This window comes from Nostoc sp. DedQUE02, assembly GCF_034531035.1.
GTDB lineage: Bacteria > Cyanobacteriota > Cyanobacteriia > Cyanobacteriales > Nostocaceae > Nostoc.
Map to the genome: position 1 here is coordinate 74,285 of NZ_JAVRBY020000018.1, position 26,774 is coordinate 101,058.

At 40.2% G+C, this 26,774-nt stretch carries 20 protein-coding genes and 1 pseudogene; 9 read left to right on the forward strand and 12 right to left on the reverse strand.

The genetic code is table 11. The features are described 5' to 3' along the window. The first annotated feature begins 391 nt into the window (after window positions 1-391). On the forward strand, window positions 392-1,513 hold the full coding sequence (locus tag RMX98_RS16235) for a hybrid sensor histidine kinase/response regulator (RefSeq protein ID WP_322676298.1): 1,122 nt from the start codon (window positions 392-394) through the stop codon (window positions 1,511-1,513). A 996-nt stretch (window positions 1,514-2,509) separates the two neighbouring features. Continuing rightward, window positions 2,510-3,676: an ATP-binding protein gene (locus RMX98_RS16240; protein WP_322676297.1), complete on the forward strand. Its 1,167-nt coding sequence runs from the start codon at window positions 2,510-2,512 to the stop codon at window positions 3,674-3,676. A 237-nt stretch (window positions 3,677-3,913) separates the two neighbouring features. Here the strand turns inward: RMX98_RS16240 and RMX98_RS16245 are convergent, their stop codons facing one another. The 5 genes from RMX98_RS16245 to RMX98_RS16265 all read right to left on the reverse strand — a co-directional run bounded on the left by RMX98_RS16245 (window position 3,914) and on the right by RMX98_RS16265 (window position 10,982). Continuing rightward, window positions 3,914-5,626 (reverse strand): putative bifunctional diguanylate cyclase/phosphodiesterase, encoded by a 1,713-nt coding sequence (locus RMX98_RS16245; RefSeq protein WP_322676296.1) that lies wholly within the window; start codon window positions 5,624-5,626, stop codon window positions 3,914-3,916. A gap of 410 nt (window positions 5,627-6,036) precedes the next feature. Continuing rightward, the gene (locus tag RMX98_RS16250) at window positions 6,037-7,185 is read right to left on the reverse strand and encodes a response regulator (protein WP_322676295.1); all 1,149 of its coding nucleotides are present in this window, start codon (window positions 7,183-7,185) and stop codon (window positions 6,037-6,039) included. Beyond that, complete coding sequence (locus RMX98_RS16255) at window positions 7,163-8,656, reverse strand: sensor histidine kinase (RefSeq protein WP_322676294.1); 1,494 nt, start codon at window positions 8,654-8,656, stop codon at window positions 7,163-7,165. The genes RMX98_RS16250 and RMX98_RS16255 overlap by 23 nt, the downstream gene beginning before the upstream one ends. Window positions 8,657-9,321: 665 nt before the next feature. Further along, window positions 9,322-9,774 (reverse strand): response regulator, encoded by a 453-nt coding sequence (locus RMX98_RS16260; RefSeq protein ID WP_322676293.1) that lies wholly within the window; start codon window positions 9,772-9,774, stop codon window positions 9,322-9,324. Beyond that, a complete protein-coding gene (locus RMX98_RS16265; RefSeq protein ID WP_322676292.1) occupies window positions 9,771-10,982 on the reverse strand; it encodes a sensor histidine kinase in 1,212 nt (403 codons plus the stop codon). Before RMX98_RS16265 ends, RMX98_RS16260 begins: the two co-directional genes overlap by 4 nt. An 838-nt stretch (window positions 10,983-11,820) precedes the next feature. Between RMX98_RS16265 and RMX98_RS16270 the strand changes: the two genes are divergently transcribed. From RMX98_RS16270 to RMX98_RS16280, 3 genes are all read left to right on the forward strand, one after another. Next, on the forward strand, window positions 11,821-14,283 hold the full coding sequence (locus RMX98_RS16270; protein ID WP_409881530.1) for a DUF4347 domain-containing protein: 2,463 nt from the start codon (window positions 11,821-11,823) through the stop codon (window positions 14,281-14,283). 744 nt (window positions 14,284-15,027) lie between these two features. Then, window positions 15,028-15,321, forward strand: a complete 294-nt coding sequence (locus RMX98_RS16275) for a hypothetical protein (protein ID WP_322682034.1) — start codon at window positions 15,028-15,030, stop codon at window positions 15,319-15,321. 162 nt (window positions 15,322-15,483) lie between these two features. Next, window positions 15,484-15,882, forward strand: coding sequence for a hypothetical protein (locus RMX98_RS16280; RefSeq protein ID WP_322682033.1), 399 nt, complete (start codon window positions 15,484-15,486; stop codon window positions 15,880-15,882). Between the two features lie 444 nt (window positions 15,883-16,326). On the opposite strand, the pseudogene RMX98_RS16285 reads toward RMX98_RS16280, so the two are convergent. The 4 genes and pseudogenes from RMX98_RS16285 to psaC all read right to left on the reverse strand — a co-directional run bounded on the left by RMX98_RS16285 (window position 16,327) and on the right by psaC (window position 22,302). Further along, window positions 16,327-17,590 (reverse strand): annotated as a pseudogene (locus RMX98_RS16285) (IS701 family transposase). A 250-nt stretch (window positions 17,591-17,840) separates the two neighbouring features. Next, window positions 17,841-19,517 (reverse strand): AIPR family protein, encoded by a 1,677-nt coding sequence (locus RMX98_RS16290; RefSeq protein WP_322682032.1) that lies wholly within the window; start codon window positions 19,515-19,517, stop codon window positions 17,841-17,843. A 254-nt stretch (window positions 19,518-19,771) separates the two neighbouring features. Next, a complete protein-coding gene (gene glmS, locus RMX98_RS16295; RefSeq protein WP_322682031.1) occupies window positions 19,772-21,652 on the reverse strand; it encodes a glutamine--fructose-6-phosphate transaminase (isomerizing) in 1,881 nt (626 codons plus the stop codon). Between the two features lie 404 nt (window positions 21,653-22,056). After that, window positions 22,057-22,302: a photosystem I iron-sulfur center protein PsaC gene (psaC, locus tag RMX98_RS16300; protein WP_012411495.1), complete on the reverse strand. Its 246-nt coding sequence runs from the start codon at window positions 22,300-22,302 to the stop codon at window positions 22,057-22,059. A 759-nt stretch (window positions 22,303-23,061) separates the two neighbouring features. Between psaC and RMX98_RS16305 the strand changes: the two genes are divergently transcribed. Continuing rightward, the gene (locus RMX98_RS16305; protein ID WP_322682030.1) at window positions 23,062-24,069 is read left to right on the forward strand and encodes a class I SAM-dependent methyltransferase; all 1,008 of its coding nucleotides are present in this window, start codon (window positions 23,062-23,064) and stop codon (window positions 24,067-24,069) included. 27 nt (window positions 24,070-24,096) lie between these two features. On the opposite strand, the gene RMX98_RS16310 is transcribed toward RMX98_RS16305, so the two are convergent. Together RMX98_RS16310 and RMX98_RS16315 are read right to left on the reverse strand one after the other, a co-directional pair. Beyond that, entirely contained in the window at window positions 24,097-24,219 is a 123-nt protein-coding gene (locus tag RMX98_RS16310) for a hypothetical protein (protein WP_322682029.1), read from the reverse strand. An 18-nt stretch (window positions 24,220-24,237) separates the two neighbouring features. Beyond that, window positions 24,238-24,474: a hypothetical protein gene (locus RMX98_RS16315; protein ID WP_322682028.1), complete on the reverse strand. Its 237-nt coding sequence runs from the start codon at window positions 24,472-24,474 to the stop codon at window positions 24,238-24,240. 209 nt (window positions 24,475-24,683) lie between these two features. Between RMX98_RS16315 and RMX98_RS16320 the strand changes: the two genes are divergently transcribed. Next, complete coding sequence (locus RMX98_RS16320) at window positions 24,684-25,052, forward strand: Dethiobiotin synthetase (protein WP_322682027.1); 369 nt, start codon at window positions 24,684-24,686, stop codon at window positions 25,050-25,052. Window positions 25,053-25,126: 74 nt separating this feature from the next. Here RMX98_RS16320 and RMX98_RS16325 read toward each other — a convergent pair whose 3' ends face one another. Then, entirely contained in the window at window positions 25,127-25,738 is a 612-nt protein-coding gene (locus tag RMX98_RS16325) for a hypothetical protein (protein WP_322682026.1), read from the reverse strand. 159 nt (window positions 25,739-25,897) lie between these two features. Here RMX98_RS16325 and RMX98_RS16330 point away from each other — a divergent pair, with 159 nt between their 5' ends. Next, on the forward strand, window positions 25,898-26,146 hold the full coding sequence (locus RMX98_RS16330) for a type II toxin-antitoxin system ParD family antitoxin (protein WP_322682025.1): 249 nt from the start codon (window positions 25,898-25,900) through the stop codon (window positions 26,144-26,146). 36 nt (window positions 26,147-26,182) lie between these two features. Further along, window positions 26,183-26,770 (forward strand): hypothetical protein, encoded by a 588-nt coding sequence (locus RMX98_RS16335; protein WP_322682024.1) that lies wholly within the window; start codon window positions 26,183-26,185, stop codon window positions 26,768-26,770. Window positions 26,771-26,774 lie beyond the last annotated feature (4 nt).

A 26,774-nucleotide genomic window follows, 5' to 3' on the forward strand; every position in this document is an offset into this window, starting at 1 on the left:
ATTTTGAAGGCTAGTACAGCACGGCGTAAATAAAGCAACCATTAGTAATATCATGTCCGGTGAAAGACTTATCATTAAGGCAGCAGAGGTGCAGAGGGGCAGGGGAGCAGAGGGGAGGGGTTTTTGGGTTTTGTGCATAGATTCGGGAATTATAACTAATTATCCGGACATGATATAACAGACAAAAAGCTTATACCAATTTGAAAAATGTTTGCGACAGATGAATTGATAGAAGCTATACGCAGACAGCAATTCCCAATCTAAAATCCAAAATGGTATTACAATAAGAGTTTTTGCACCTTCTGCCCTCTGCCTCCGTACTTCTGCCTTCATGTACTAGGAGTATAATCAATTTGGCTCAGTCTGGTTTACACTTTAGGATTGTTCGTGCATGAGTGAATTTGAAATAGTCAATCAAGAACTGACGATTCTATTAGTGGATGACGAACCCGATAATTTTGAAGTTATCAGCGGCATTCTATACAATTGTGGCTATCATTTGGGATATGCATCGAGTGGTGTTAGTGCCTTAGAACGGCTACAAAGAAGTCAGCCCGATTTGATTTTGCTCGATGTGATGATGCCAGGGTTAAATGGCATTGAGCTGTGCCGTCGCATCAAGACTAATCCAAATTGGAAGCATATTCCGATCGTTATAGTCACTGCATTGAATGGGAAAGAAGATTTAGCCCGTTGCCTCGAAGCTGGCGCAGATGATTTTCTCAGTAAGCCTGTAAGTGCATTAGAGTTACGCGCCAGAATTCGCTCGATGCTCCGCATTAAGCAACAGTATGATGCCCTCAAAGCTTCTCTACAAATGCGATCGGACATGGCAAATATGATTGTACACGATTTGCGTAATCCTCTGACTAACATTGTTTTGTCTTGTGAAATACTCAGCCGAGCGAATTTGCCAGAGCAATGTCAAATTCGGATCGATCGCATAAAAATAGCGGAACAACAGTTGCGATCGCTAACCGAAAGCCTACTGCTCATGGCAAAACTAGAGTCAGGAAAAATGCTCGTAAATCTGGAGACAATCGAGCTGAATCGCCTGATTGATAGTTGTATCAGCGATATACAGGCGATCGCCAATCAAAAAATGATTCAGATAATTTCCCACCTCCCAGAACCCGAAAGACCGATTTACGCCGATAAGCTCGTGATGCGTCGAGTTTTAGACAATTTATTATCAAATGCAATTAAATTTTCTCCGTCTAAAAGTCAAGTTACGGTGCAAGTCAATTATTTAGACGAGCTGACAACCCAGATTCGAGTGATTGATATGGGTGTTGGAATCAGTGACGAACTCAAGCAAAAAGTCTTTGAAAAGTATGAAATTGGGACTCTGATGAAAAACATCGAGCAAGTTGGCTTGGGCTTGGCATTTTGTCAGATGGCGATCGAAGCTCATGGCGGCAAAATCTCAGTGGAAGATAATCAGCCTCAAGGGTCAGTCATTTTAATAGAAATCAGCAATCTCCTTCTAGGAGCAAAACACGCTTATTTTTGAAACAGGGCGATCGCTCGGTTGAAGATTAGAGCTTGAACAATAAGGAATAATCAGAAGTTTTGCCGTACAAAATAATACGTTGTCAAGAGAAAAATGGTTATACTTTCTTCAAAGCTAGGTGATATAAGATATTGCTAGTAGTCATACGAATTCGCAATTCAAAAATCCTTACTTGATAAGAGTTTCCAGTTTTGGATCTGTTTCAGGATTTTAGTGAATTGGTATCACAGAAGTTTCTTGTCAAAAACTCTGGTTGTATAAAAATAAAAAGCATAGCTTCGATAACCGTATTGTAAGTTTAAGTCAACCATATACGTCCGAATGGCACTAATAAAAGCGGGGAAAATCGTGGAATGTGCCGCAAAACTGTCTGCTAATTGCTTTGATGAATATGTATTTTTTAGACTATATTAGTTAAGATAACTTTAATGAATAACGAAACTTTAAAGCACTTTTTAGTCACCTCGAAAAACTATACTAGTACACTAAGGTATAAATATGGACACCCTTTCAAAAGCCCAAAATAAAGGCTTTTTGGCTTTTGATCCTTCGACTACGCTCAAGGTCAACTTTTGACTTTCAACGTAGCGGTACTAGTTATTGTCCAGAATCCGTTGATGTTGACAAAAATTATCCCACCAGAGAAAATTCAGTTTATGCAAAGAAGGAGATATTAGAAGTACTGGTTCACCTTTGAGCAGACTCCAGAAGACTGTAAGTAACGAAAAAAAGAAGCAAATTTTAGAATTCCAAATATTGGTTTTCAAACTGGCAACATTGTTAAAGCCATAGTTACTAGCGGCAATAAAATAGACATCTATGCAGGACATTTGCTTTGTCGAAAATCTGGAAGCTTTGATATTTCAACTAAAAACGGTCGGGTTGCAAGAATCAGTCACAAATACTGTTTCGCAATTCCTAAAATGGATACAGTTATGCGTTTTAAGACGGCGTTTATTGACTTTTTTATTACGTTTTCAGTAAGCCCTAAATATTATGGATAATCCAAAAATTCTGGTTGTAGAAGACGAAGTTCTGATTGCGAGAGAATTAGAAACCAATTTAATGAGTCTGGGCTACACCATAGTCGGAATTGCATGGGATGGAGCAGAGGCGATTGCCAAGGCGGCAGAACTTCAGCCTGACTTGATTTTGATGGATATTATGTTACCGGGAGAAATCAACGGTATTGAGGCGGTAGAGCGCATTCATCAGACTGCTCCAATTCCGGCGATCTATATCTCTGCCTACGATGATGAAGCTATTTTGCAACGGGCAAAAGCAACCCACCCTCTTGCTTATCTAATCAAACCCTTCAACGAGCGCGTCCTGAGAACAACTATTGAGATTGCGTTGGCATTGCACACAGCTGAATCCGAGATGAGAAAAGCGATCGAGATAGCTCAAAGGCAAACCAAGGCTGAAAGCCAACCCAAGCAACAGCAATTAAATCCTTTGTTTCAAAACTATTTGGGCATGGTAGTGCATGAAATAGGCAACTCTATCAGTGTGATTCAGGTCAGTGCCGAACTATTGAATGAATTTGAGGCTCCACCCTTGGTAAAGCAGCGTGCCATTGAGCGTATTCAGAATGCGGCGCTCCGTATGAACTGGTTACGCGAGGATTTACTGGTTCTGGCGCAAACCGGAACAAATCAGTATCAGCTGCAACTGACTGAGATTGAGTTGTTGAGTACGGCTCAACAATTAATCGAAATAGTGACAGTACAACAACGGCAAGATCGATTGCGGCTGCTGAGTCAGCAAGAGACACTTGTTGCCTTGATGGATGAACGATTGCTGAATTATCTGTTAAAGAATTTGTTGTTAAATGCTCTGAAATATTCGCCTGAAGATACGTCGATTTTGCTCCTGCTTGATCGCCAAGCAGATCGAGTTGAAATTGAAGTTCGAGATCGAGGTATTGGGATTCCAGCCGATTATTATCCTAATATCTTTCAGCCGTTTCACCGAGGCAGTAATGTAGTTGATATTCCAGGCACAGGCTTGGGTTTAGCAATTGTGAAGCGCTGTGTTGATTTGTTGCGGGGAAACATTACTTTCGACAGCGAAGTTGGTAAAGGTACAACGTTTAGGGTAACTTTGCCTGTAACCAGACCGTCGAGTGAACAAAAAATCTCTGTTGATACTGGCGTTCGGTAAATTTGAGTTCAAAACGCGTTCCTGGTTGGCAACTAAATTGGCTAACTTCTTTTAATTAGTTACGAGAAGCCGTATGGAAACAGTTAGATAAATTAACTGCTCAAGTTAAATCTATTGCTGGCTGGAATTTTATTTTGGAAGCGTTATTTGTATCAGGCTTTTCGTGAAATGGTATAAGTCCTAATGATTATTGTTTTGTTTGGAAGTCCGCCGTTTGCGGAATTGGCTTTCTGGAGTTTAACTAAAAATCCCATTGGCGATCGCTTGCGTGGCTGCTTGGCTGGTCAACGGTTTAGAGAACAAGTAACCCTGTCCCAACTTACAATTCAATTCTTTTAATTTTTCCAGTTGAACTAAAGTGTCTATTCCTTCTGCCACAATGTTAATATCCAGGCTGTCAGCCAGGGTAATAATAGCTTTAATGACGGCATTTTGCCCATCTTCATCAATCTGGCTAGTAAAAGAGCGATCGATTTTCAGGGTTTCAATTGGGAACTGATGCAAACAGTTCAAGCAGGAGTATCCCGTGCCGAAGTCATCAAGACATAACTGAATTTGCAGCGATTTCAGCGATTGGAGGACTTGATTTTTATCCTCTGTCATTTCTAACAGATAACTCTCAGTCACTTCTAATTTTAAGTACTCACCTGACAAATGGGAGTGCTGCAATATTTCTGCCAACCGTTGACTAAAGTCAATTTGATTCAATTGCAGGGCGCTGATATTGACATTCATAATCAAGTCAGCGTGTTGAGGAAACTGTTGTTGCCAACTTCGCAGTTGCTCACAGGCTTCTTGGAGAATCCACCAGCCCAATTCGTTAATTAGTCCCTTTGCTTCTGCGATCGCAATAAACTGAATCGGTGGTATGAGTCCTTTTTCAGGATGATCCCAGCGAATCAATGCTTCAAACCCGATTAACTGATTTGTAAACAAATGAACAATCGGTTGATAATGCAAGCAAAATTCTTGCTGTTTACCCGAATATGCGCTTTTTAAAATCGCTCGTCTCAAGTCTGTTTCTAACTGTAACTGCTCGGAAAGATTGACTCGTATTGCCGGATCGAACACAGTATATCCGCTGCTTGCTGTTCTGGCATGATGCATTGCTAAAGAAGCATCTGCAAGCAGATCGATGGCGTTGCTATAGTTAAATTGGCTGTGCGTAATCCCGATACTTATGTTGTTGAATACTTCACAACTTCCTAAATCGAGCGCCTGTTTCAAGCTTTGTTGATGAAATTGTTCGGCTAGCTTGGTTGCCGTCGATAGATGCTGAAGGTTTTCTAGAATAATAATAAATTCGTCACCGCCAAAATAGGCGAGGAACTGCTCAGGTGCAAGGATTTGCCCCAGTTGAGTAGCTACAGTTTGGAGCAAGCGATCGCTCATCAGTTGCCCAAAAGCGTCGTTGATTTCCTTAAAGTTATCTAAACCCACAAATAACACGGCATACTGAGAGGTTGTATTTGTGGGTGTCTGTTGAGTTAACCGATTGAGTTGCTCGATTAAGTACGCTTTGTTGGGTAAGTTGGTCAACGAATCCCAAAGTGCAGAGTGCTGCTGCGCCTGGAATGCCGCTTCCTGCTTGGCGAGTCGGGCAGCGATCGCTGCTAATAATTCATCGACACTAAAGGGTTTCGTCAAATAATCGTCTGCACCGAGATTCATACCCTGACGAATATCTTCATGGGTGCTTTTAGCTGTTAAAAAAATAAAGGGGACTAATGTAGTATCTAGATTCTGCCTTAATGTCGATAGCACCTCGTAGCCATTTGCGCCTGACATCATCACATCGCACAGAATTAGTTCGGGATGCTGGGACTGAGCCAAAGAGATCCCTGTTTGACCGTCTTCGGCTTCCACGACCTCAAAGCCTTCTGCTTCTAAAATATCTAGAATTTCTTCGCGCAATGAAACTTCATCTTCAATGACTAATATTTTGGACATATTAAGTAAGTTGGCACAAGAAAACTAAAAATGGATTACCTTCATTGAAAGTCGGGGGAAACTCAATCGAATTGTGGGTGGAGAGGGATAGCCGCCCGCCGACTTGGGGCATTGGGCATGGGAGCAATGCGATGAGAGTGAGCAGGGGGAGCAGGGGAGGCAGGGGAGGCAGGGGAGGAGAAATAAATTAAGTGTATTTTGAAGTATTTATAGTCGCGTATGTTACTAAATTCTCTCTTTACTCCCCCTGCTCCTCCTGCTTCAAAAAGTGATGATCTCACATTTTCGCGTTGCTCCCTTGGGCATTGGGGAGGCAGTGCTTTGGGCGGGTTTCCCGACTTGTAGCAACTGCCGTTATTGGTGGCTCTTTTCCATGCCTAAAAACTCTACCCACAAAAGGATGGAATTTTTCATTTATTAGGAGCCAAGGTAGTGGGCAGATTAGTTTCAATCGGTAGTTGAAGCGTAAACTGAGTCCAACCCGCTTTACTACTAATTTGAACTTTACCGTTCAGTCGTTTAGCCAATTTCTCAATCAGTGTTAAGCCTAGACCATTGCCGCCTTGCTGCCAGCGATCGCTCTCTGGAACTCGATAAAACGGTTGGAACAGATTGGGAATGAACTTATCGGGAATCTCTGCTTCGTTGCTAACAATAAGCATAATCATCTGACCATCTGGATTTATTGCCTCGGATGCAGTCAAATCACAACGAGCTTCTAAAACAATTTTACCACCAGGAGCAGTGTATTTACAGGCATTGTTAAGCAGTTCGCTCAAGATGCGCTTGAAATCTGCGGCATCGATTACAGGCATTGGCAAATAAGGTGGAATGTTGCTCCAGAGAGTTTGTTGGCGTTTTCGAGCCTGGGTTTTGAATGGTTCGACGATCGCAGGAATCCAGGTTTGTAAATTCAATTTTTCGGGTTGCAAAGGACGTTCGTTTGCGCCTAAATAATGCAAATCGAGCAAGTCATCGATCAGATGAATTTCGCGGTAACACTCTTGTTGCAAGCGATCGATGTAGCGTTGGGTTTGCTCTGGGTTGGCAGCTTGTTGCAAGAGTTTCAACGCCATCATTATATTAGTCGCTGGGCCTCGTAATTCCTGTGATGCAGTCCCAATAAACTCGTCTTTAAGCAAATTGGAGTGTTGAAGCTGGGTAACTTTCTGATGAATCTGGACGATTGTTGCTTGTTTAGTCAATCGACTTGTAATCGCGTTAAGCAACTCATCCATCCTAAAGGGTTTTGTCAAATAATCATCTGCGCCTAAGTCCATTCCCTGCCGAACATTTTCGCGGGTCGCTTTAGCGGTGAGGAAAATGAAAGGAATCAGTGCTGTGTCCGGATTTTGTCTCAGTCCCGATAACACTGCATACCCATCAGCTCTGGGTAGCATTACATCGCAGAGGATCAGGTCAGGGAAGTTTGTTTGAGCTGAATCCAGCCCCTCTAACCCATCTTCTGCTCCCATTACATCAAAGCCTTCAGATTCTAAGATATCGAGGATTTCTTCGCGTAATGATGGCTCATCTTCAATTACCAGGATTTTGGTCATGAATTTGCTCTACTAAAGCAATTGGCAAGGTTACTCTAATTAAAGTACCCTGATTCACTTGACTAGTAACATTGATTACACCTTGACACTCTTCCACAAATTGCTTAACAATTGCTAGCCCTATGCCCGTCCCAGGCAAATTGCCAACATTGCTACCGCGATAAAACGGAATGAATAATTTATCCTGGTCTTCTAGGGGAATGCCAATACCCCAATCTTGAATAGAGAATCTTACATATTCGGGAGCAAAAATCAAGTCAAACATCACCTTTCCAGAGTCAAGAGAATATTTAATCGCATTGGAGAGTAAGTGGGTAAGTATGAGTTCCAGCACAGTTGGATCGAGGTAAATTTGCCGACTATTGCCCTGACTTTCAAAGATAATCGGGTGTTCGCTGGTGGTTAATGTGGCAATTAATTCTTGACAGAATTTTTCTAAGTTCAACGGTACGGGGTTGAGTTTAGCTTGATGTGCCCCCGAACTATTCATAACCAGCATATCGTTGAGCAGCTCAGTCATGCGCTGCACTCCAGCAATGATGCGATTGTAGCGAATCTGGTTTTTTTCTGGAGTCCATTGATGAGCATAGCGTTTTAACGTCTCTGTTGCTACCAAAATCACACTCAGAGGTGTCCGGAATTCATGGGAAACCATCGTGATGAATTCAGACTTGAGTTGGTGCAATTCTCTTGCTTGCTGCAAAGCTTGTTGCATGGCGGCTTCTGCTCGTTTGCGATCGCTAATATCTCGGAGAATGCAGACTGTTCCTCCATACGGTAACAATGAGATTGACAGTTCTTGGTCAAAGGGTTGACTATTACATTTATAACCAACGGTTTCTCCTCGCCAAAATTTCCGTTGCTGTAGACTTTGCTCAATTTCGCCCCTCAAGCCAGCTTGTTGATTCGGGTGATAGTGAATTTTCCAATTGGTTTGTAGCAGGAGACTGGAATCTTTGTAACCGTAAATTTTGGAATATGCTTCGTTGACATACACATAGTTCCATTGGGCATCTAAAATGGCAATTCCTTCACTTGATACGGCGATCGCCACTGACTGTTGATGCATTATCTGTTGCATTCGCGATCGCTCGATGGCATAGTGAATGGAGCGAATCAGGGCATGGGTGTTAATTTGCCCTTTGACGAGATAATCTTGTGCGCCTTGCCGCACTGCTTCTAAAGCGATCGCTTCGTCTTTGAGGCTGGTGAGTACGATAATCGGCAAGGTTGGAGCTGCTGTATGGAGTTGGGCGATCGTCTCTAAGCCATGAGCATCGGGCAGGGACAGATCGGACAAAATCACATTAAAACTGTGGCAATGCAGTTTTTCGAGGGCTATTCTCAGTTTTTCTACGACTGTCACCTTCCAACTAGTTCGATCTGTGTTTTCCAGAAATTCTTGTAATAGATCTGCATCTTCTAGGCTATCTTCAATTAATAGAATTTGTAGAGAATCATTCTTCGTCATGAGTTTTGCCCATAGTGATGCCAAAACCTATCTTAAAAGAGATATCCCCAAAATAGTAACATTCTGCCATAGAAGAACTTTCAAGAGCTTTTTTGACAAAAATAGATAGTGACATATTGAATACAATACTAAAGCAACAAAGCGTTTAATTATTGTGAAGTACGAACAGTTACAACAATTCATCCAAAATGCAGAACAATTGCACCAGGAAAAACGAAAGTTATTACAATCTGAAAAAGATAGAATAATCCTAAATACTACTAGCAAAAATATCCACGTTTTTACTAGATTAAAATTATTATATAGCTTCATTTTTCGTTTGAGAACCCAACCCCCAATCCCTAATCCCCAATCCCCAGTCCCCAGTCCCTTTTACAGAATTGGATCTATGGCGATACTTGCGGCGGTCGTAGCCATTGCTTCTTTCCCACTGTAAGTAGAAAACAGTAATAATCGAAACCTGGTACTAACTTAATAAGCTATTCTTAATGCGATTATTTAAAAGTTTAGGTTTTATGGAACAGAATAATAAATAAAACCTAAAGATAAGCTAGATTTATTGCCGTGACTGGGTTTTAAGTTTTTGAGCGTTTCTATAAAATTATTTTGGCAAAGTATTGCCTAATACAAGGGCTTTGAATGCACCAGAGGTTATCTAAAGCCTACTATACAACTTTGGGAAACTTAACAGCCGCCAGCCAAAAAAATTCAATCGAACGAATCACCTTAGCAAATTCTTCTAGACCCACAGGTTTGGTTACATAACAATTGACGTTGAGTGCGTAAGTTCGCAAAATATCTTCATCAGCCGCAGAGGTTGTTAAAACCACAACCGGGATCAACTTCAGATCGGGATCGGTTTTCAGTTCCGCTAAAACTTCTCGACCATCTTTTCTTGGGAGATTCAAATCCAGTAAAATCAAATCTGGACGAGGTACATTGGCATAATCGTCCTGCCGCCGCAAAAATTTTAGGGCTTCAACGCCATCCTCCACCACATGAATTCGGTTGAGAACTTTAGCATTGCCCAGGATTTCAATCGTTAAATCGGCATCTTCCGGTGAATCTTCGACTAAAAGGATTTCAATAGGTTCAATCGGGTGAGAGTCTTTGCTCATTGGGAGTTTTCTTTTTTTATGGGAATTGTAAACCAGAAAACAGATCCTTTCCCTACCTCTGATTCCATCCAGATATTTCCGTGGTGACGCTCAACAATTTTCTTACAAATGGCTAAACCCAGTCCTGTGCCAGAATATTGGCGACGGGTATGTAATCGCTGAAAGATGATGAAGATACGCTGTGCATATTGCGCTTCAATCCCAATCCCATTATCCTGCACTGCAAATAGCCATTTGTTATCTTTTTGGGTTGCACTGATGTGAATTTGAGGTGGCTGTTCTTGACGATATTTAATCGCGTTGCTGATTAAGTTTTGTAATAAACGGCTAAATTGCTCTTTGTCGGCTTCGATCGTCGGGAGGCGATCGCGCGTGATGGTGGCGTGGCTTTCGGCGATCGCAACATGGAGTGTCTGAATCACTTGGTCAACTATCCGATCGCAATCGGTTGAAACTAATCGAAAATCGCAACGACCGACTCTGGAATATGATAGTAAGTCTTCAATTAGTGCTTGCATTCGAGTCGCAGCATTGACAATATAAGTGATGTATTTATCGGCTTTCTCATCTAACTGTTTTTGATATTTCTCTGCCAGTAGTTCGGTATAGCTGACAATGACCCGCAAGGGTTCCTGTAGGTCATGGGAAGCAACATAGGCAAACTGCTCTAACTCTTGATTAGATCGTTGCAGTTCGTTTTCGGTTTGCTGGCGCTGCTCCACTTCATTTTGCAGTTGCCGAATCGTTTTCGTTAGCTCTTCAGTGCGTTGAGCCACTCTTATTTCCAGTGCTTGATTGAGTTGTTCAAGGGTCTGATTTGCAATCTCTAGTTGAGCCGGACTGGGTAATGTTAAAGCTTTAGGAGTTAACAAAATCAGCGTCAGTGCTGCATGGAGAGAGACGATCGCTGTCACTGCTTTCATTCCTCCTGTGAGCCAGTATACTGGATGCCACAGCGTCCAGATTTCTAGCAGATGAGTGGTTCCACAACAAACAATGAAGGCTCCAGATAGCCAAAAAGCCCCACGAAAAGGGATATCTGAGCGTTTATAAGACAAATAAATCAGAAAGATGGGAATGGAATAGTAAGCCAGGGCAATTAACGCATCTGACATTCCATGCAACCAAACTAACCCTGGCTGCCAAAGGTAGCAATGTCCATGCGGTATATAGTCGGATGAAAAAAATCCTTGTAAAAATGCTTTCATCTTTTTAGCTATTAGCGAATGGTTATGTGTGTAGGACTTACGCAAAAACCTCTCTAAGTTTTATTACCAACGAAGTTCAAATACCTGCGCCAAGCCGCAAAGTGTCTACGGCAAAAGCAGCCGCTCCGGCTTCTCTGTGTTTTCTGCATCCTTTGAGATTTAATTTTACATTACCTGTGCGTAAGTCCTGGTGTGGTCTAAGAGTAAAGGAGGACTAAGAATACTCATAAATAACCATAATCTTATTTCATTAGACTCATAGGCACTGCGGCTTAAAAATTAAAATGTGTAAATAATTACTTATAAAATTACTAAAACTGCGGTTTATGCTGAAATAAATAATAGCACCCTGAGAAAATTACTGAGATTGGGATGGGTAAGTTCAGTAAAAGCGTAAAACTACAGATCGCACCCTTGTTTAAGGTGATTGATTGCTAAAAAGATTACTGAGTTCGGGATGAGTAAGTTCATGAAACCCGTAGAGCTACGAATTACGAAGTTTCTTAGGGTCATTAAATTAGAGAAACGAGTGTGACTGAAAAGAAAGTAGAAAAGTAGAAAGGTTGAGAGCAAGAGTTCATTCAATCAAAAACATAGTGTGGATAAATCCATACAAGGGAAATACCTGAACTATGAATTTTCTAAACCTATTTGCGATCGCACTCAATTTATCTCTTGCATCAGCCATCTTTGGAACGCCATTAAACACGCATTCAATTATAGTCAAAACAAACAGCTAAATAGGGCTAACAAACAAGGTGTAAGCTTTGCTAAATAAGGCTTTTGAATAATTCAAAAGTAAAACTAACAAAAGTTTTGAAGATAAAAACAAACTTCTATGAATCCTAAATTTATGTTGGACACAATACCTACTGCGATCGCTACTAAAAACCTCGATTGGAAAATTTCTGCTAATCGCCTAGTTATCATTGACCCCAAGGTAGAGAACTACGAAACATTAGTAGCAGGTGTCTTACCGAATACTTCTGTTGTAGTTCTAGATAACGATAGAGATGGCATTGAGCAAATTAATCAAGTACTAGCATCCTATCAAGAAGTTAACAGCCTGCATATTGTTTCTCACGGCGCACCAGGACGAGTCTATTTAGGGAATAGTCAACTCAGCAACGAAACACTCAATCGCTATGCAGAGGACGTGCAAAGTTGGTCAAGCCTTCTCTCCTCTGCCTCTGTACTCCTTTATGGTTGTAATATTGCATCTGGAGAAATTGGCGAAGCCTTTTTGTCAAAGCTCCACCAACTGACTGGGGCAAATATTGCAGCTTCTGCCAACCCTACTGGCAGTACTCTTAAAGGAGGAGACTGGGAACTGGAAGTTACAATTGGCAAGATTGACACTTCCTTGGCGTTTTCAGAAACAGTAAGGGAAGCTTACACCTCTGTGCTGGCAATCATTACTTTAACAGGACTAACAAACCCTCTGACAGAAGGCGGTGCTACAGATACTTTAGGGGTGAGTGTGAATGTCGCCAGCCTACTTAGTAGTCTCGGTGTTGTCGGCAAAACTTTGGTTAATGGTGGAGCGCCAATCAACCTGACTTTGACTCCCGATGCTCAACTGAACTTGAATGGTTCAAACTCCTCGGTGACTTTAACTATCGACCCGACTCAAACCACCCAAGTTTTCCCCTCAGTCAGCGTCGCCGCCATCAATGATAATCTGACAGAAACTAATCAGACTGGTAAAATTAGCGCCACGATTACAACTAGTAACCCTACTCTCCAGGCTATTCTCAACCCCATTTCCTCCCTACTGTCTGCAAATGTTACTGCGAATATCCTCGATCCGGTAACACCTCCAGCAATTGTCTCCCCGATTACTTTAACAGGACTAACAAACCCTCTGACAGAAGGTGGTGCTACAGATACTTTAGGGGTGAGTGTGAATGTAACTGACCTCCTTGCGCTCTTGCCGGGTGGTGTACTCTTGCCGGGAGCTAAAGCTGAGGTCATCCTTAGTAATTCCGATGGTCAACTGAACTTAAACGGTTCAAATAACCCGGTTGCTATAGCTATCGACACAACTAAATCTACCAAAAACTTATCCGTCGCCGTCAGCGCCATTGATGATGGTAAGACAGAAGCTGATACTGATAACAAAGGTATAATCAGCGCCACAATTGCAATCGATGGTGTCTCTTTGCTTGGACTCAATCCCATCACAGTCACTGCTAACATCACCGATCCATTAGTTTCTGGAGGTGGTACTTCTTCTGGAGATGGCACTTCTTCTGGAGGTATTAACGACATACCAACCCTGACAAAGAATGCTAATAACGATATCTTTACTATTAAAGGTAAAGGTAATAGCGAAAAAGCAACACTTTCAGTCCAACTGACAGGACAAAGTTCTAATCATGTTTATGAATTGGGAGTATTTGCTGTAGATGATGAACAAGGGAGAATTCAAGGTATTGCCTCTAGCGATCCTGGTTACGTGGAAGCAGCTTTGAAACGATCCAAGGTTATTCTCTCCTCACTTACCAAGTATCCAATTGGATTCAATGCTGATTTAGCTAGTTTGTCGGAATTTACTTCTGGCGAACAGCTAAAGTTTTACTTAGTACGCGATAATACCACAGATAATATCTTGGCTGGACAAGCTGCTGTTACAGATGTACTGATTTCCGATCCGACAAATCTTAAAGTTACAAGCTCAGGTAATAATAACTTCTCCTTGTCTTGGAAAGCTAGCAACAGCAGTGAATTCAAGGATTTGATGTTCAACATTCAGGCAACAGATAAAAATTTGCCTTTGGGTACAGGTTTACAAGGAAACCAACAAGGAGAACTCCTTGATTTACGTGGTGTGACACAACAGGTAAAAGCTGATTTTGTAGTCAATAGAGAAGCTGCATACGATGATGTTATCGGTTTCTATAAAGTGGCTGATACAAATGGTGGTATCGACACCAACGGGGATGGTACAGCAGATATTCTCGTAGGGCAAGCTGGTTATGCCGAAGCTGCTATCCGTGGAAGTGTTGCAGGTATAGACTTGACGGGGAATAATCAAGATACAGCAAGTTCCTCTGGGAATATCGCACCTGATTCTCTGTATGCACCGTTTATTATTGTTAATGGTAGACCTGATGCCATTCTTGATGGCAATGCGAATAACAATCCAGCAATATACTTCGCATTTTTGGGTGCTAACTCAGACAAGACAGATCACATTCGTCTGCTAGAAAATAACACCTTTGGTTTTGAGGATTTAGCAAATGGTGGTGACAAAGATTTCAACGATATGATTGTGCATGTCAATTTGAATATTCATTAGGCTGAAAAATTTTGCGATCGCTCTTGGGTCATCCGTGAGAGGTTAAGCTGAACTTCCCTCTGTACGAATGTACTAAATAGACCTCAAAAGCCTGTGTTGAGAGCAATACAGGCTTTTATATTTGCATAAATGTACCCATGTAACCCATTCGTGAGAGGTTAAGTAATTGCACATTTGTCAAGAGGGTGCAGGAAAAGGGGATAAATCCAGCCTGGAGACTTGTTTTCGTAAGGCTTTGACAACTCCTAAATCTTGATTTTCAGGAGCAGCAAAGTCAGTAGACCGAAAAGTTTTCCAGAAGCCTTACCAGTCCTTGATTTTTGCTTGAGAATACCAGAAGCCAAAATTAGCTTGTAATCTGCGTTTCAATAACTTTTGTTTTGGGTGGACTTCAGAACGATCGCAACTGGTTATGATTGCCAGTCCCAAAACCGATGGTTGAAACCCTCATTCTTTCGTCAACTTCCAAAAGTTTTCGATCTACTGAACTTATGAATTTACCGAATAATGTTGCCCAATTTTGATAAAAGTATTGGGTCGTGACAACAGTTTTTAAATGAAAATTTCGGGTATTCAAAAGTTTTTTGATAATGATAATCAAACAACGGGGAAGGAGGCGAACGACGCTCATCTTCTTCCCCCACCTCCGCACACGATTATCATTATTATTTAAATTATTTTGGGTATTTTAACGGGTTGACAAAATACCTTTTATCTGAACCTATCACGGATGGAAGATAACTGGTGCCAGTGATTGAAAAAGATGTAGATGGATATAATTCTCTACCATTAGCGTGCGATCGCCAAAATCCGAACTTAGGACGTTACTCTGCCTGTCGCCGCGTCGCTCGGACAATTTACTTTGGTTCTGCCCCCACTTTAAGAGCAGCCAATCGCGGTGTAGAAGATCATCGGATCAAGTTGGGGTGTGTTCAACCAGGGGAAAGTGCGGCAACTTTTGGCGACGCTTTGCGCCGACTTACCGACCAGTCCACACATCTTTATGTCGATAGCACTCGTTACTGGTTCTCAACTTAGCCTAGTGTCACCAGACTTGCCCAAGACAGAGCCGAGCAAATCCAACAGGATCAGGATAAAGTTTGGGATGAAATTATTCTCCGATTAAAGGCTGATAAGCAACGCGGTGAGTTTGCTGGAGTACATATTGCTCCCGACTCCTCCGCAGATGTTCCTGATGAAATGGCCGTAAGGCTGGTTGTCATGGGGCCACAACATCCCCATAAAAATAAGGAAAGCGAAACCCAAGCCCGCACCAGAGCCAAAGAAATACTGAACCAAAAAGGAGCCAGTCCTCGGTATTGCAAAAATATGTTGCTGTTCCTGGCACCAGATAAAGCAAAACTGGAGCTATTAGAACAATCTGTTTGCCAGTACCTCGCCTGGAATTCGATTATTCGGGATAAAGAAGCCTTAAACTTAGATGTTTTTCAAAGTAATCAGGCGACGACTAAACAACAGCAAACCGACAAAGATGTAAAAAGTTTAATTCAGGAAGCTTATATCTGGCTTATGGTGACGATGCAACCCGATCCCCAAGGAGAGATTGAATGGCAAGAAATCCGATTGCAAAAGCTATAAAATCCTGCCCTTGCCATTCAAGGCTGATACTGCGAGGAGCCAGCAACCAAGTTAAATTACCAGGTCGTTTCGTAGGTATTGGGTATAGTTTTTCTAGTTGCTTGAGCGTCATCCAAAGTCCTGCTATGCCAGCACGATGTATCCAAGTTATGCTTGGGTCGCCCAAATTTAACCGAATTTTGGGGTTTACGACACTAGCCACTACAGACATCTTATTTATTTCTGGGAAAGATTCAAAAACTTATTTAGATGCATTGAAGGTAAACGCTCTCATACTTACATTGAGTAGTAGCCAAAACCAGCTTTAACTTACGTTTCCCTTTCTCTTCACTGGTAAAAAAACGCCACAACCCATCTTGCGCTTTCCCGCAATGCCATATCTGAGCAATGTTAGCTAATCATCATTGCTGAGATTAATGATTTCTAACGGGACTTAAACAAAAATTAAGCCCAAATGTAGCCTAAACTAGCTTTATGAAAGGCAAACAGGTCAGGATTTATGGTCAGCCAATCGAAAAACCGAAAAGACATAGCTGTTCTGAAAGCTTCTAAAGCTTCGGTAAAAGTGTTCAAAGGTTTATTAGCCCATCTGCGCCTTAAACCACCAGTCAATTGATGCCAAAGAATAAAAGTGTAGGCACAAAAAACTAAAATAAAATGCCTAAGTAACTTTTTTGATCTCGAACTTGGTATTCTTTTAGCCCTAACCAACATGAGAGCTTCTCGATAAAAAACTTCTACCCAATTTCTCTGCCCATAGGTGTCAACTATCCATTGTGGAGTGACAATTGATGAAGAAACGTTGGTAATGAAATAGTCAATATCAGTAGAACCAGAGAAAGTCGGAGCGTTCATGACGATAGCAATATTACGCTTTCCACTGAGTCTTGATATTTCTACTTCTGCTGTTATTATCCATAGTGTTTTGGGTTGTTCTAAATCTAGATGAATTTCTGTAAAAGCCTCTTAAGATAAGCTCTGTGCCAACTCATCTAGTCGAATTGTTTGTTGAATATTATCTGTAAGTGTAACTGTTACTTTTCTATTCTTAGCCAATCCTCCTAAATATTTTAATTTCCGTTTCTCTAGTTCCAATAAGAAGGATGCATTGTTACCATATCCGGCATCTACAATTATTATTGCTGGTTGATGCTTTCTCTCTATTGTTCTGTCTATTAGCTTAATTGCTAATTCTGTTTTCTTCTCAAATAGGGGGTCTTGTTTTCCTTGAGGTAGAGAACTAGCGTGCTGATATAACTCTATATCTAATGGTAAGCTTTTTCTCCCATCATATAAATGCGTTGTTACCACTACTATTCCTAAATCTATTTTACCTATTTCTCCAATATATTGCCTTCCTACTCCCGCCGTGAAATTTCCACTCTTTCTATGACCAGAATCGTCAATTATTAAACTAAACCCTCTACTTATTTTGGTTTGGCTACATTTATTCATCAGCTGTAACCGACGTTCATTGACCTGAGAACTAGACCAAGGTGCTTCAGTCAGAAAGTGGTTAATCGGTGGTAAGTTACTCCTACGGCATTTTCTGCCATCTGGGTTAGGTTTTTTTTTCACTTTCTCCCAATAATCCCCCTAGATAGTGTCTAAACTCTCTTTTTTGAGCTTTATGAGTAAACACATCATCAAATCTTTGACACCATCTTTCAAAGCATGGAGGCATCGCTGCGGGAGTGGTTTCTTTCATGAGCTTCTTTCAACGTGAAAGCTATGCTATTTAAACATTTTAGCCTTTTTTACTCTCTTATTTTGCTCAAGTATCGATAGCCGTGGTCGAGAGGTACTGTCTCACCAATCAGGTTAAAAATTAAATCTATGTATGGTAACTCAGACGTTAAAAGCTTTCTTTGCTTTGAAGGTGATTTTGAGGAAAATTGTGCAAGTAAGCTGCGATCAACAATTAAGATAAAGAAAAATATCAGTTTGGTTATTTAATATTATAAATTTAAAATTTTTTCAATAATCTCTTGGCATTTTGTTACATTTCGGAAGGTATTTGCAGGATAGGAATTGGGATATAAATTGCTAGTTTTACTGATAATATTTACTAGGAATTTTGAAGTCATAGCTTGAATTTCATCGATTTGTGCTGAAGTAAAATCAGATGATATGCTGAAAAAGTTATCTGGTAAAGCTTTGTAAACAAGGTGTAGGATAAGACGATTGCTATGAATAGCAAATAATCTTTCTCTTCCATCTCGTTGTTTTTGTTCTTCTGATAATTTATTATCTACTACCCTTAATATTTGAACTAATTTCCAAACTTCAGAACCATTTACGGATCTATTAAATAGAGTTTTGTATGGAGCTTTCTCTATATTCTCCCACAAAGCGCTAATTTTGTCTTTGGCTCTAGTAGCAAAAGACACTTCATTCTGTTTGCACGCTCGACTAATTGTGGCTTCGTTTAAATCAAAACCTTTTTGTCCATCTGGGATTGATTCACCTGATTTATAAGTATAGATAATTCCTTCTAATTGCAACTCATTTTTGATTCTTTCTTGTTCAGGGTCGAGAGCCACAAACTCTCGACGATCAATTCGGTTTTGAGTATTGTTGAATCTAGTGATTTCTGTAGCAAATTCTTCAGGGCAATTTTCTAAAGAGATAAAACGAATAAGAACTCTTGCTTTTTCAACCTGCTCAGGAGAATTTTGATATGCTCTTGCTATTGAACCAACAGTTTGAGCACCATTTACTATTTTGACATCTTTACACTCAAATATCCCCGTGTCTCTTCCACTCCCTCCCAGTGGTTTTTTACCAATACTAGAACACAAAGCTGTTATACCGTTATTATAATACCAAAATTTTTCTGGTTCTTTTTTAACTGTATTTATAATGCCTTCGTTGACTTCACTATCTCTAACAAATAGTCTAATATTTGAAGAGAACAATTTAGGAGAATGTTTAGTCCACCAATCAGCTACTTCCCTGGCAGAAATTTGTCCATAATATGATTGATAAGGTTCTTTTGTTTGTCCCCAATCAAAAAGGCAAACATCTAAATTTATAGGATTACCAGATGCTCCTTGAGATATTATGTTATATATATTGGACTGGTTAAGAACTCTCATACTTACAATATCTATTGGATCGTTCATTTCACCTAATAAATCATCAATTTCTCTTTTAGGCTCATCTGCTAAAGGAGTTTGACCTGAATAGGCAAGAATTATCTCAAACCTTGTTCCTGCGTCATTCAGTGCTTCTTCAATATCTTTAGTTTTATTATTGAATTTTGAGTTAAACCTCTCATATCTAGCATTTACCAAATCTTTAAATCCTCTAGTAAATTTCATCACCTCATCTGTTTTTATACTTCCTTTACTGTCCTGTTTCCATTTAGACTGCAATATATACATTATTTTGTCTCTTCTATCAAAATAAATGGAATCTATTCCATTATCCTGTCCTCCATCAATTATTGATTTTGATGCTTCTTGAGGAGAAATATCAGCTAAAACCATCAATGTAAATGCAGCTAAACTTCTTGTTAAAAAAATTAACTCTCTATCTGTTTCCGATTTGTTTTGATAATCTGATAAGTCAATCAAACCATTAAATATTTTTTGAAGGTAAGACTTGATTTGACGTAGATGGATTTCACTCATGATATTGGTAGATTTTATTAATTTTGATGTTATCGAATCAGATTTTTACCAGCTTAAATATGGTATAAATATATACTAATTTTCTGCGCTCACATTTGGACAATTTAAATCTTCACTGTAAAAGCCGCACCAGTTTTGTCGTTTTTAAGCTAAAGTATGTTTAAATAATTTAATCAGAAAAAATAGCTTCTGCAAGTGGTATAATAAATTGTTCAGAAGCTATTTCTATTAAAGATAAGCAGTATAAAATTATACTATTCTACCGTAACACTTTTTGCCAAATTCCGGGGCTGATCGACATCCAAACCGCGACGGGCAGCAATATGATAAGCCAATAATTGCAAAGGAACTACTGTGAGAATCGGAGAAAGTAATTCTTCTACATGAGAAACGGGAAGAAGATCGTTAAAGATTTCCGCAGCTTCGCCATCGTTGACGGGAGTCACGCCAATTAACCGAGAATCTCTGGCTTTGGCTTCTTGAGCATTAGAAATAACTTTTTCGTAAATACTACCAGGGATTGCGATCGCAACTACTGGTACTTTCGCATCTAAAAGTGCGATCGGGCCATGTTTCATTTCTCCAGCCGGATATCCTTCAGCATGAATATAGCTGATTTCTTTTAATTTCAACGCCCCTTCTAAAGCAATAGGAAAGTTAATTCCTCTCCCGATAAAAATAAAATCTTGGGTTTCGGCGAATTCGTGGGCTAGCTGTTCGGTTAAACGTTCCTGACTTTCCAAAGTTGCCTCAATGTCTTTGGGAATCTGCCGCAACCCATTAATAATTTGCTCTAATGTATCTTGTGAAACTGTCTGACGACGAGCTGCTAAATCCAATGCCAATGCATAAAATGCCATCAATTGGGCGGTAAAAGTTTTCGTCGCTGCTACCCCAATTTCAATTCCCGCTAAAGTACTAATAATATGCGGTACTAGATGACCAAGGCTACTTTCGGGGCGATTCGTAATACCCAATAGTCGCGCTTGATATTTAGCTTCTTTCCCCTGGCGACGTTCTTTTTCCATCGTCAAAGCTGCTAGAGTATCGGCGGTTTCACCTGATTGGGTAACACCGATGATCAACGTGTTAGCTGTCACAGGTGATGGTGCATAACGATACTCAGAAGCGTAATGTACCTGAGTGGAAATTCCTGCAAGTTGTTCGAGTAAATATTTTCCGATTAATGCTGCGTGCCAACTCGTACCACAAGCGAGGATCTGAATTTGTTCTAAATCGGTGTATAAATCCGCAGGTAAACCAAGATTGATTGGCGATTCGGTAGATTCGGCAGTATTAAAGTAAGCGTCTAAACTAGCTCTGACTACTCCTGGTTGCTCATGGATTTCTTTGAGCATGAAGTGTTTGAATCCCTGCTTTTCTACCATTGCCGGATTGAAGTTGAGCAGCCGGGGTTGTTTTTTCAACCTGTCGCCAGCAAAATTGTAAATCTCAACGCCCAAAGGTGTGAGGCGGGCAATTTCGCCATTTTCCAGAGGTAGCACTGCACGGGTGTAAGCAACGATCGCAGGCGTGTCAGAGGCACAAAAGAATTCCCCTTGCCCAAAACCAATTACCAAAGGTGCTTGTTGACGAACCACAATCAATTCATCGGGATAGTCAGCAGAAACAACTGCGATCGCAAATGCTCCACGTAAGTGGTTAACGGCTTGACGAATTGCCTCTAGGAAGGGAGATGAGGAAGATGAGGGGGAAAGATTCTTTAAAAATTCGGCGATCAGATGGGGAATGACTTCGGTATCAGTTTCAGAACGAAATTCGTGTCCTTTGGCTTTGAGTTCCTCACGTAACTCGCGATAGTTTTCGATAATGCCATTTTGCACTACCGCCACTCGCTTTGCCGTATCTAAATGGGGATGGGCGTTGTACTCTTCTGGTTTACCATGAGTTGCCCAGCGTGTATGACCAATACCAATTTGGGCAGGGGTTTCTATTTGTTCGAGTTTAGAACGCAGGTTATGGAGTTTGCCCTTTGCCCGCACACAATTTACTTCACCTTCCCAAATAGTGGCGATTCCAGCAGAATCATAGCCCCTGTACTCTAGTTTTTCCAGCCCAGCTAGTAAAATGTCTGTCGCCGCTTGAGTGCCTATATATCCAACAATTCCGCACATTGTTCACACCACTTTTTTTCAGGATGATTAAATCCAGTATAGTGTCTAGCACAAACTCGACGTTTTGCAAAGAAAAAAGGGAGTAATTTACTCCCTTTACCACTAGGTATTGTTATGGATTTTAGAATTTTCCAATGGATTCTTTGCCAGCTTTTGACCTGACGGTACAAATACAGCTTCTAGGATTTAGATACCCAGAGATTATATCCCCAATCTAAAATTACAATTTCGTAAGGCGGGGATTGTCCACCTACGATTCTAAAGATGCTTCCTATTGAGACACTTAAAAGTCTTGAGTGCCGAGTTCCGAGTTCCAAGTTCCAAGTGAAGAATCAAGAAATGGTATTTCTGATTTACTTCTTTCTGTCTCAGCACTAAGCACTCAGCACCCAGCACTCAGCTTTTTAGTAAGCTAGACCCATACTGCGAGTTGTTTCAGCGCCCAGGTAAACCCGGATGCTCAAAAAGTCGGTGGGACAAGCGGTTTCGCAACGCTTACAGCCCACACAGTCTTCTGTACGGGGTGAAGAGGCAATTTGAGCAGCTTTACAGCCATCCCAAGGAACCATCTCCAGTACATCAGTAGGGCAAGCGCGGACGCATTGGGTGCAGCCAATGCAGGTATCGTAGATTTTTACGGTATGAGACATTGAAAAAACGGCTCCTTTCGAGTGTTCTTCTCTGCGAAAGAATCATAATCAACGCATAGTCTACCGCAGTGGTTGACAGGCTGTAATCAAAAGGCTACATAACTTCAAACAATGTAATAAGCACCCAAGATATTTGTTTTTACGAGATTGCCCCTATTGACTGATTAATCAGCAACATCATCAGAGCGTATTTACCCTATTGCTTTACCAGAATGTGGTGAAAACGTAAAGATTTATGAAACAAAAGTAAATCTATAAAGATTACATCGGAGTTATCTATGGTACTTGTTGCTTAATAACTATGTATAGTCAATCAAAACAAATTTGTAACATAATATTAAATATTATTTAAAATTCCCAATTTAGTGTATTTAGAGTAATCTGATTTTGCGATCGCTTACCCGCCAAAACTAGGCGATCGTAGTCATTGTTTGCGTGATAATTGGCATAAAATATACTAATATTCTTAGTACAGTTGAGAAATATAGGACTTCTATTTTGATTTTTAAAATACACCTAAGATGTGGTTTGCCCACTAAATCCAGGTTTTGATGGGTAAAGCCTATCTTATATTAATTAAAATTTTTCACATCTCATTTAGGATTGCTATAGCAATGTGATTTGATTTATGTTCGCGCAGCTTGGCGTAGCCATACTTATTTGCGTAGGAAGCAATAGGCAACAGTCAAGAAGGCTCTTTGAGTTATACTGAATTTTTTCAGAAATCAAATATGAGTCCTATATATATAGATGTTTACTATGACTAAACCTCAAAATAAAATAATAGTTAAATATAGTGTTTTATTTTCTAAAATTTTTAGGTATGTCAGATATTATCCTGAAGATATAATTCGTATATTTTGGTTTGCTATTTTTTTAGTATTGTTCTACTTTTCTAATTGGCGCTTACCAAATAATGAAGAATTTGTTCATTTAGTTTATGCATACTTTTTACTTTCTCCACTTTCAGAGGAAGAACTTGCATTTTACAAAGATAATCTTGATAAAGGTAATTTTTCAAAAATTCAGGTTATTCTCTCTTATTTAATGTTACCAATTGGGATTGAACAAAAACTCTTTTCTCGAACAGGCATAGAGGCACATCACTTAGCAAGGGTCAAACTTGTACAGGAGATATTGCCACAAGCTGAGTATATTCTCGATTTAGGAGGTTCTTGCCCTGGTTCGCCAGAAGGTGCCCTCATGGTTATGGGTTATCCGTACCATCCACAACAGTTGGATATTGTTGATCTACCACAGGAAGAAAGAATTTATAATCCGCAATCTGAGGAACATCCCCAGCAATTTATAACTCCAGATAATCTCACAAAAATTAATTATATCTATAGCTCAATGGCAGATTTGTCTAATGTTCCAGAAAATACCGTTGACCTGGTGTGGTCAGGACAAAGCATTGAGCATGTAACAGAAGAAGAAGCCGAAAAAGTAATTGAAGAAGTGTTTAGAATCATCAAACCAGGTGGATCATTTTGTTTAGATACGCCAAATCGTCAGATAACAAAGCTTTTGGTACGTAGAGGATTTGTACATCCTGAACATAAGATTGAATATACACCTGATGAATTGATTGCCAAAATTCAAAAAGCTGGTTTTATTATTAAAAATAAATTAGCTGTTTCTCCAATGCCCTATAGTTTAAAAACCAAAAGATTTAGCAAACTGGAATTGATGAACAGTATTGGCTTTTCGGAAAATATAAACCAAGGTTTTTCTTTTTTCATCTATTGTAATAAGCCAGATAACTGATAAGATGTTCACATTTTACTTGCAGAATTAGGTAGGCAAGACTTCGGCGTGAGTTGTTTGGTATTGAACAAGGCGATCGCAATCAGCAATTTTTTTGCGATCGCTCACTGAAAACTTGTATATTTGACTTTTTAAATCTGACAATCTCATAATTTTTACTTTTACATATCAGAGTATTTCCGAAATCGCAAATTCATCATTTATAGTAGCAATTTGTGTTTGGATATTTGACTCACTATCCGTAACTTGCAGTTGTTCTTCTAAATTGTTAGCATCAGTAAATTTATCTTTTACATACTCATTTTCTCGGATTTGTCGAGCAATACTTTCTAACAGCCAAAGTTGTTCTTCTACAGACAAGGCACGGACAGAGCGCTCAATTTCTAATAAATTCGGTGAGATCATTTTACTTCTGATTCCTAGTAAGGTGTATTTTTCAAAGATATTATATTCAGTCTATCTAGTTAAGCTAGTACATCGCAAATTCCCGATTATTTCCCCCACGCCTATCTTTTCACAAATCATCAAAGATTGCTATAAAAAATTAAAAGCCAGTTTTATGACTTTTTAATTACATATTACTGGTGAAGCATAATGTACGTTAAACTGGCTACATGAATTACGAAACAGCTCGGAAACTCCTCATAGATCAGACAATCACAACCGAGGAAAACCCAGATGCGCTGTTGATGCGTATGAAACAGGGCAAACCACCGGTACCCGGTCAGATCACCTCAATTTTGTTAGCATTTAAAGTGGTGTTTGAAGCCCTCAAAGAGGCAAAGAGCCTAGACCGAGAACTGGCTTTGGCCCTTTATCAGTTAAGCATTAAGGCGCAACAGTTATTTAGCGCAGGGCGTAAAGCCGGGGTTGATTGGCCACCACTACTGAAAGAAGATTTACTAAGAATTTCCTTAGCATCTGAAAGTATCTTTTCGGGTACGTGGCAAACCCTAGCTCAGATGGAATTAAGGAAGTTATAGAATACGGATTCAGTAATCTTTAAACAACAGGCGATGAGTGACACAAGGGTGACAAGGGGAATAACCAATGCCCATTAACGAATTTGCAATTCATTTTCTAACTTGTCTAGGTCAGTTTTGAGCAAAACCGTCATTTGACCAGTAAAAGCTTTGCCAGTCTTGGGTTGGGCAATTTCCACCCAATATACATAGCGATCGCCTACTCGTAATTCTCCCTTCAAGGCTTCCCGAATCGGAGTTTTGGCTAGACGCGCCGAATTAACTACCTTTTGGCTGGGATATTGATACACTACTTGGGCGCGATCGTAGTCTTGATAAATCTCCAAGCCATAAATCACCCGCAAGGATTCTTGAAGGCGCTCAAATGTCATGCCGTTAATAGCATCATACATAGCAATGCGCTCAGTCCGAATTGTGCTTCGGTCTTTAGAAAACTCCACCCGACCAGGAGGCAATACCGACGCTTGAAAAGTGAATCGTTGGGCAGCAGTATCAGTCTTTTGCACAAATAATTTTTCCCCACTTCTGGGGCGGAGTGTGGGATGTGCTTTAATCCAGGTGCCTACTTCTTCTGTACTTTGCCCTGGTAAAGCATTGGCTTGGGAATCAAAAAGCGTTCCTACGCACAGCCAGGGCACTAGAGAAACAGGCAAAATCAAACAGTTAAGCAGAGATTTTTTGAGCATTTTGCTATTCAGGACTTTTATGAAAATTTACCCATTAGGGAGTAATCATAGTCTTCCCGTTTTTCAGCAAGATTACTTCAATAGGTCAACCCAACTTAAGACATCAGGGATCTTACTTATCAACGCTTTATCATAGAAAAAGCCAAGAATGGAATTGTTATGAGCATTACGTTCAGTCCAGAGCAAAAACAGATAATTCAAGCTTTGCTAGCAACAGGTAGATTTCACAGCGTTGATGAAGTAATTCAAACTGCATTGCACCTTTTAGCAGAAGAGACTCTTTCTCACCAGGCATGGCTTGAAGAAACTCGCACCAAGATTGATGAACGGATAGCATCACTTAAAAGGGGAGAAGGAATTGATGGTGAAACTTTTGTGAATCCGCTTTTAACAGTAAAAGAGGCTTAGGTCTGTCAGAGTTCCACATTTATGTAAGTTGTAGATATGTGTCCTGACGAATTGGAAAAACTAATTCAGCAGCATGGTGAAACTGCTAAATCCTACGCGAATGAGGCTATCGAAATTGGCAATACATACATAATTCCAAACTTTGGTTTTGATGCAGCAATGCAAAATTCTCTAGATTTAATGCTAGGTGGCAGAAAAACCTGGAACCACGGAGTAGTTGATATTCGAGTTTTTACAAAACCTGAAGATTTTAGACTGTTTGATTGCGACGAAGAGACTACAGAAATTGAAATTATTGATTTATTGACACTTTGTCGAAATTTTTATCCAGATGAATATGATTATTCCCAATTACCTGAATGGTGGACTGAAGAAGATATGCAAAATGCGGCTGAGGTGCTTGAGGCGCTTGATTTTGCAATTTGGATGCAAGATACATTCCGTCCAGATGAGTCAGAAGAGGAAGCACTTAATATATGGCTCAAGTCTGTGCAACCTTGGTTAGGAAAGGAGATTATCTTCTACAAAATGGAAGATGATGATGACTCAAATTGTGGTTTTGCGCCATACCTTTTTATAGGAGATCGTTGTCTTATTCTTGTTGCACGATGTTGGCAGCTATAGACAT

Bases quoted from the DNA above. Each gene is read 5' to 3' on its own strand.
- RMX98_RS16235 (WP_322676298.1), top strand. From the start codon at position 392: ATGAGTGAATTTGAAATAGTCAATCAAGAACTGACGATTCTATTAGTG.
- RMX98_RS16240 (WP_322676297.1), top strand. From the start codon at position 2,510: ATGGATAATCCAAAAATTCTGGTTGTAGAAGACGAAGTTCTGATTGCG.
- RMX98_RS16245 (WP_322676296.1), bottom strand. From the start codon at position 5,626: ATGTCCAAAATATTAGTCATTGAAGATGAAGTTTCATTGCGCGAAGAA.
- RMX98_RS16250 (WP_322676295.1), bottom strand. From the start codon at position 7,185: ATGACCAAAATCCTGGTAATTGAAGATGAGCCATCATTACGCGAAGAA.
- RMX98_RS16255 (WP_322676294.1), bottom strand. From the start codon at position 8,656: ATGACGAAGAATGATTCTCTACAAATTCTATTAATTGAAGATAGCCTA.
- RMX98_RS16260 (WP_322676293.1), bottom strand. From the start codon at position 9,774: ATGAGCAAAGACTCTCACCCGATTGAACCTATTGAAATCCTTTTAGTC.
- RMX98_RS16265 (WP_322676292.1), bottom strand. From the start codon at position 10,982: ATGAAAGCATTTTTACAAGGATTTTTTTCATCCGACTATATACCGCAT.
- RMX98_RS16270 (WP_409881530.1), top strand. From the start codon at position 11,821: ATGAATCCTAAATTTATGTTGGACACAATACCTACTGCGATCGCTACT.
- RMX98_RS16280 (WP_322682033.1), top strand. From the start codon at position 15,484: ATGGCCGTAAGGCTGGTTGTCATGGGGCCACAACATCCCCATAAAAAT.
- RMX98_RS16290 (WP_322682032.1), bottom strand. From the start codon at position 19,517: ATGAGTGAAATCCATCTACGTCAAATCAAGTCTTACCTTCAAAAAATA.
- glmS (WP_322682031.1), bottom strand. From the start codon at position 21,652: ATGTGCGGAATTGTTGGATATATAGGCACTCAAGCGGCGACAGACATT.
- psaC (WP_012411495.1), bottom strand. From the start codon at position 22,302: ATGTCTCATACCGTAAAAATCTACGATACCTGCATTGGCTGCACCCAA.
- RMX98_RS16305 (WP_322682030.1), top strand. From the start codon at position 23,062: ATGACTAAACCTCAAAATAAAATAATAGTTAAATATAGTGTTTTATTT.
- RMX98_RS16310 (WP_322682029.1), bottom strand. From the start codon at position 24,219: ATGAGATTGTCAGATTTAAAAAGTCAAATATACAAGTTTTCAGTGAGC.
- RMX98_RS16315 (WP_322682028.1), bottom strand. From the start codon at position 24,474: ATGATCTCACCGAATTTATTAGAAATTGAGCGCTCTGTCCGTGCCTTG.
- RMX98_RS16320 (WP_322682027.1), top strand. From the start codon at position 24,684: ATGAATTACGAAACAGCTCGGAAACTCCTCATAGATCAGACAATCACA.
- RMX98_RS16325 (WP_322682026.1), bottom strand. From the start codon at position 25,738: ATGCTCAAAAAATCTCTGCTTAACTGTTTGATTTTGCCTGTTTCTCTA.
- RMX98_RS16330 (WP_322682025.1), top strand. From the start codon at position 25,898: ATGAGCATTACGTTCAGTCCAGAGCAAAAACAGATAATTCAAGCTTTG.
- RMX98_RS16335 (WP_322682024.1), top strand. From the start codon at position 26,183: ATGTGTCCTGACGAATTGGAAAAACTAATTCAGCAGCATGGTGAAACT.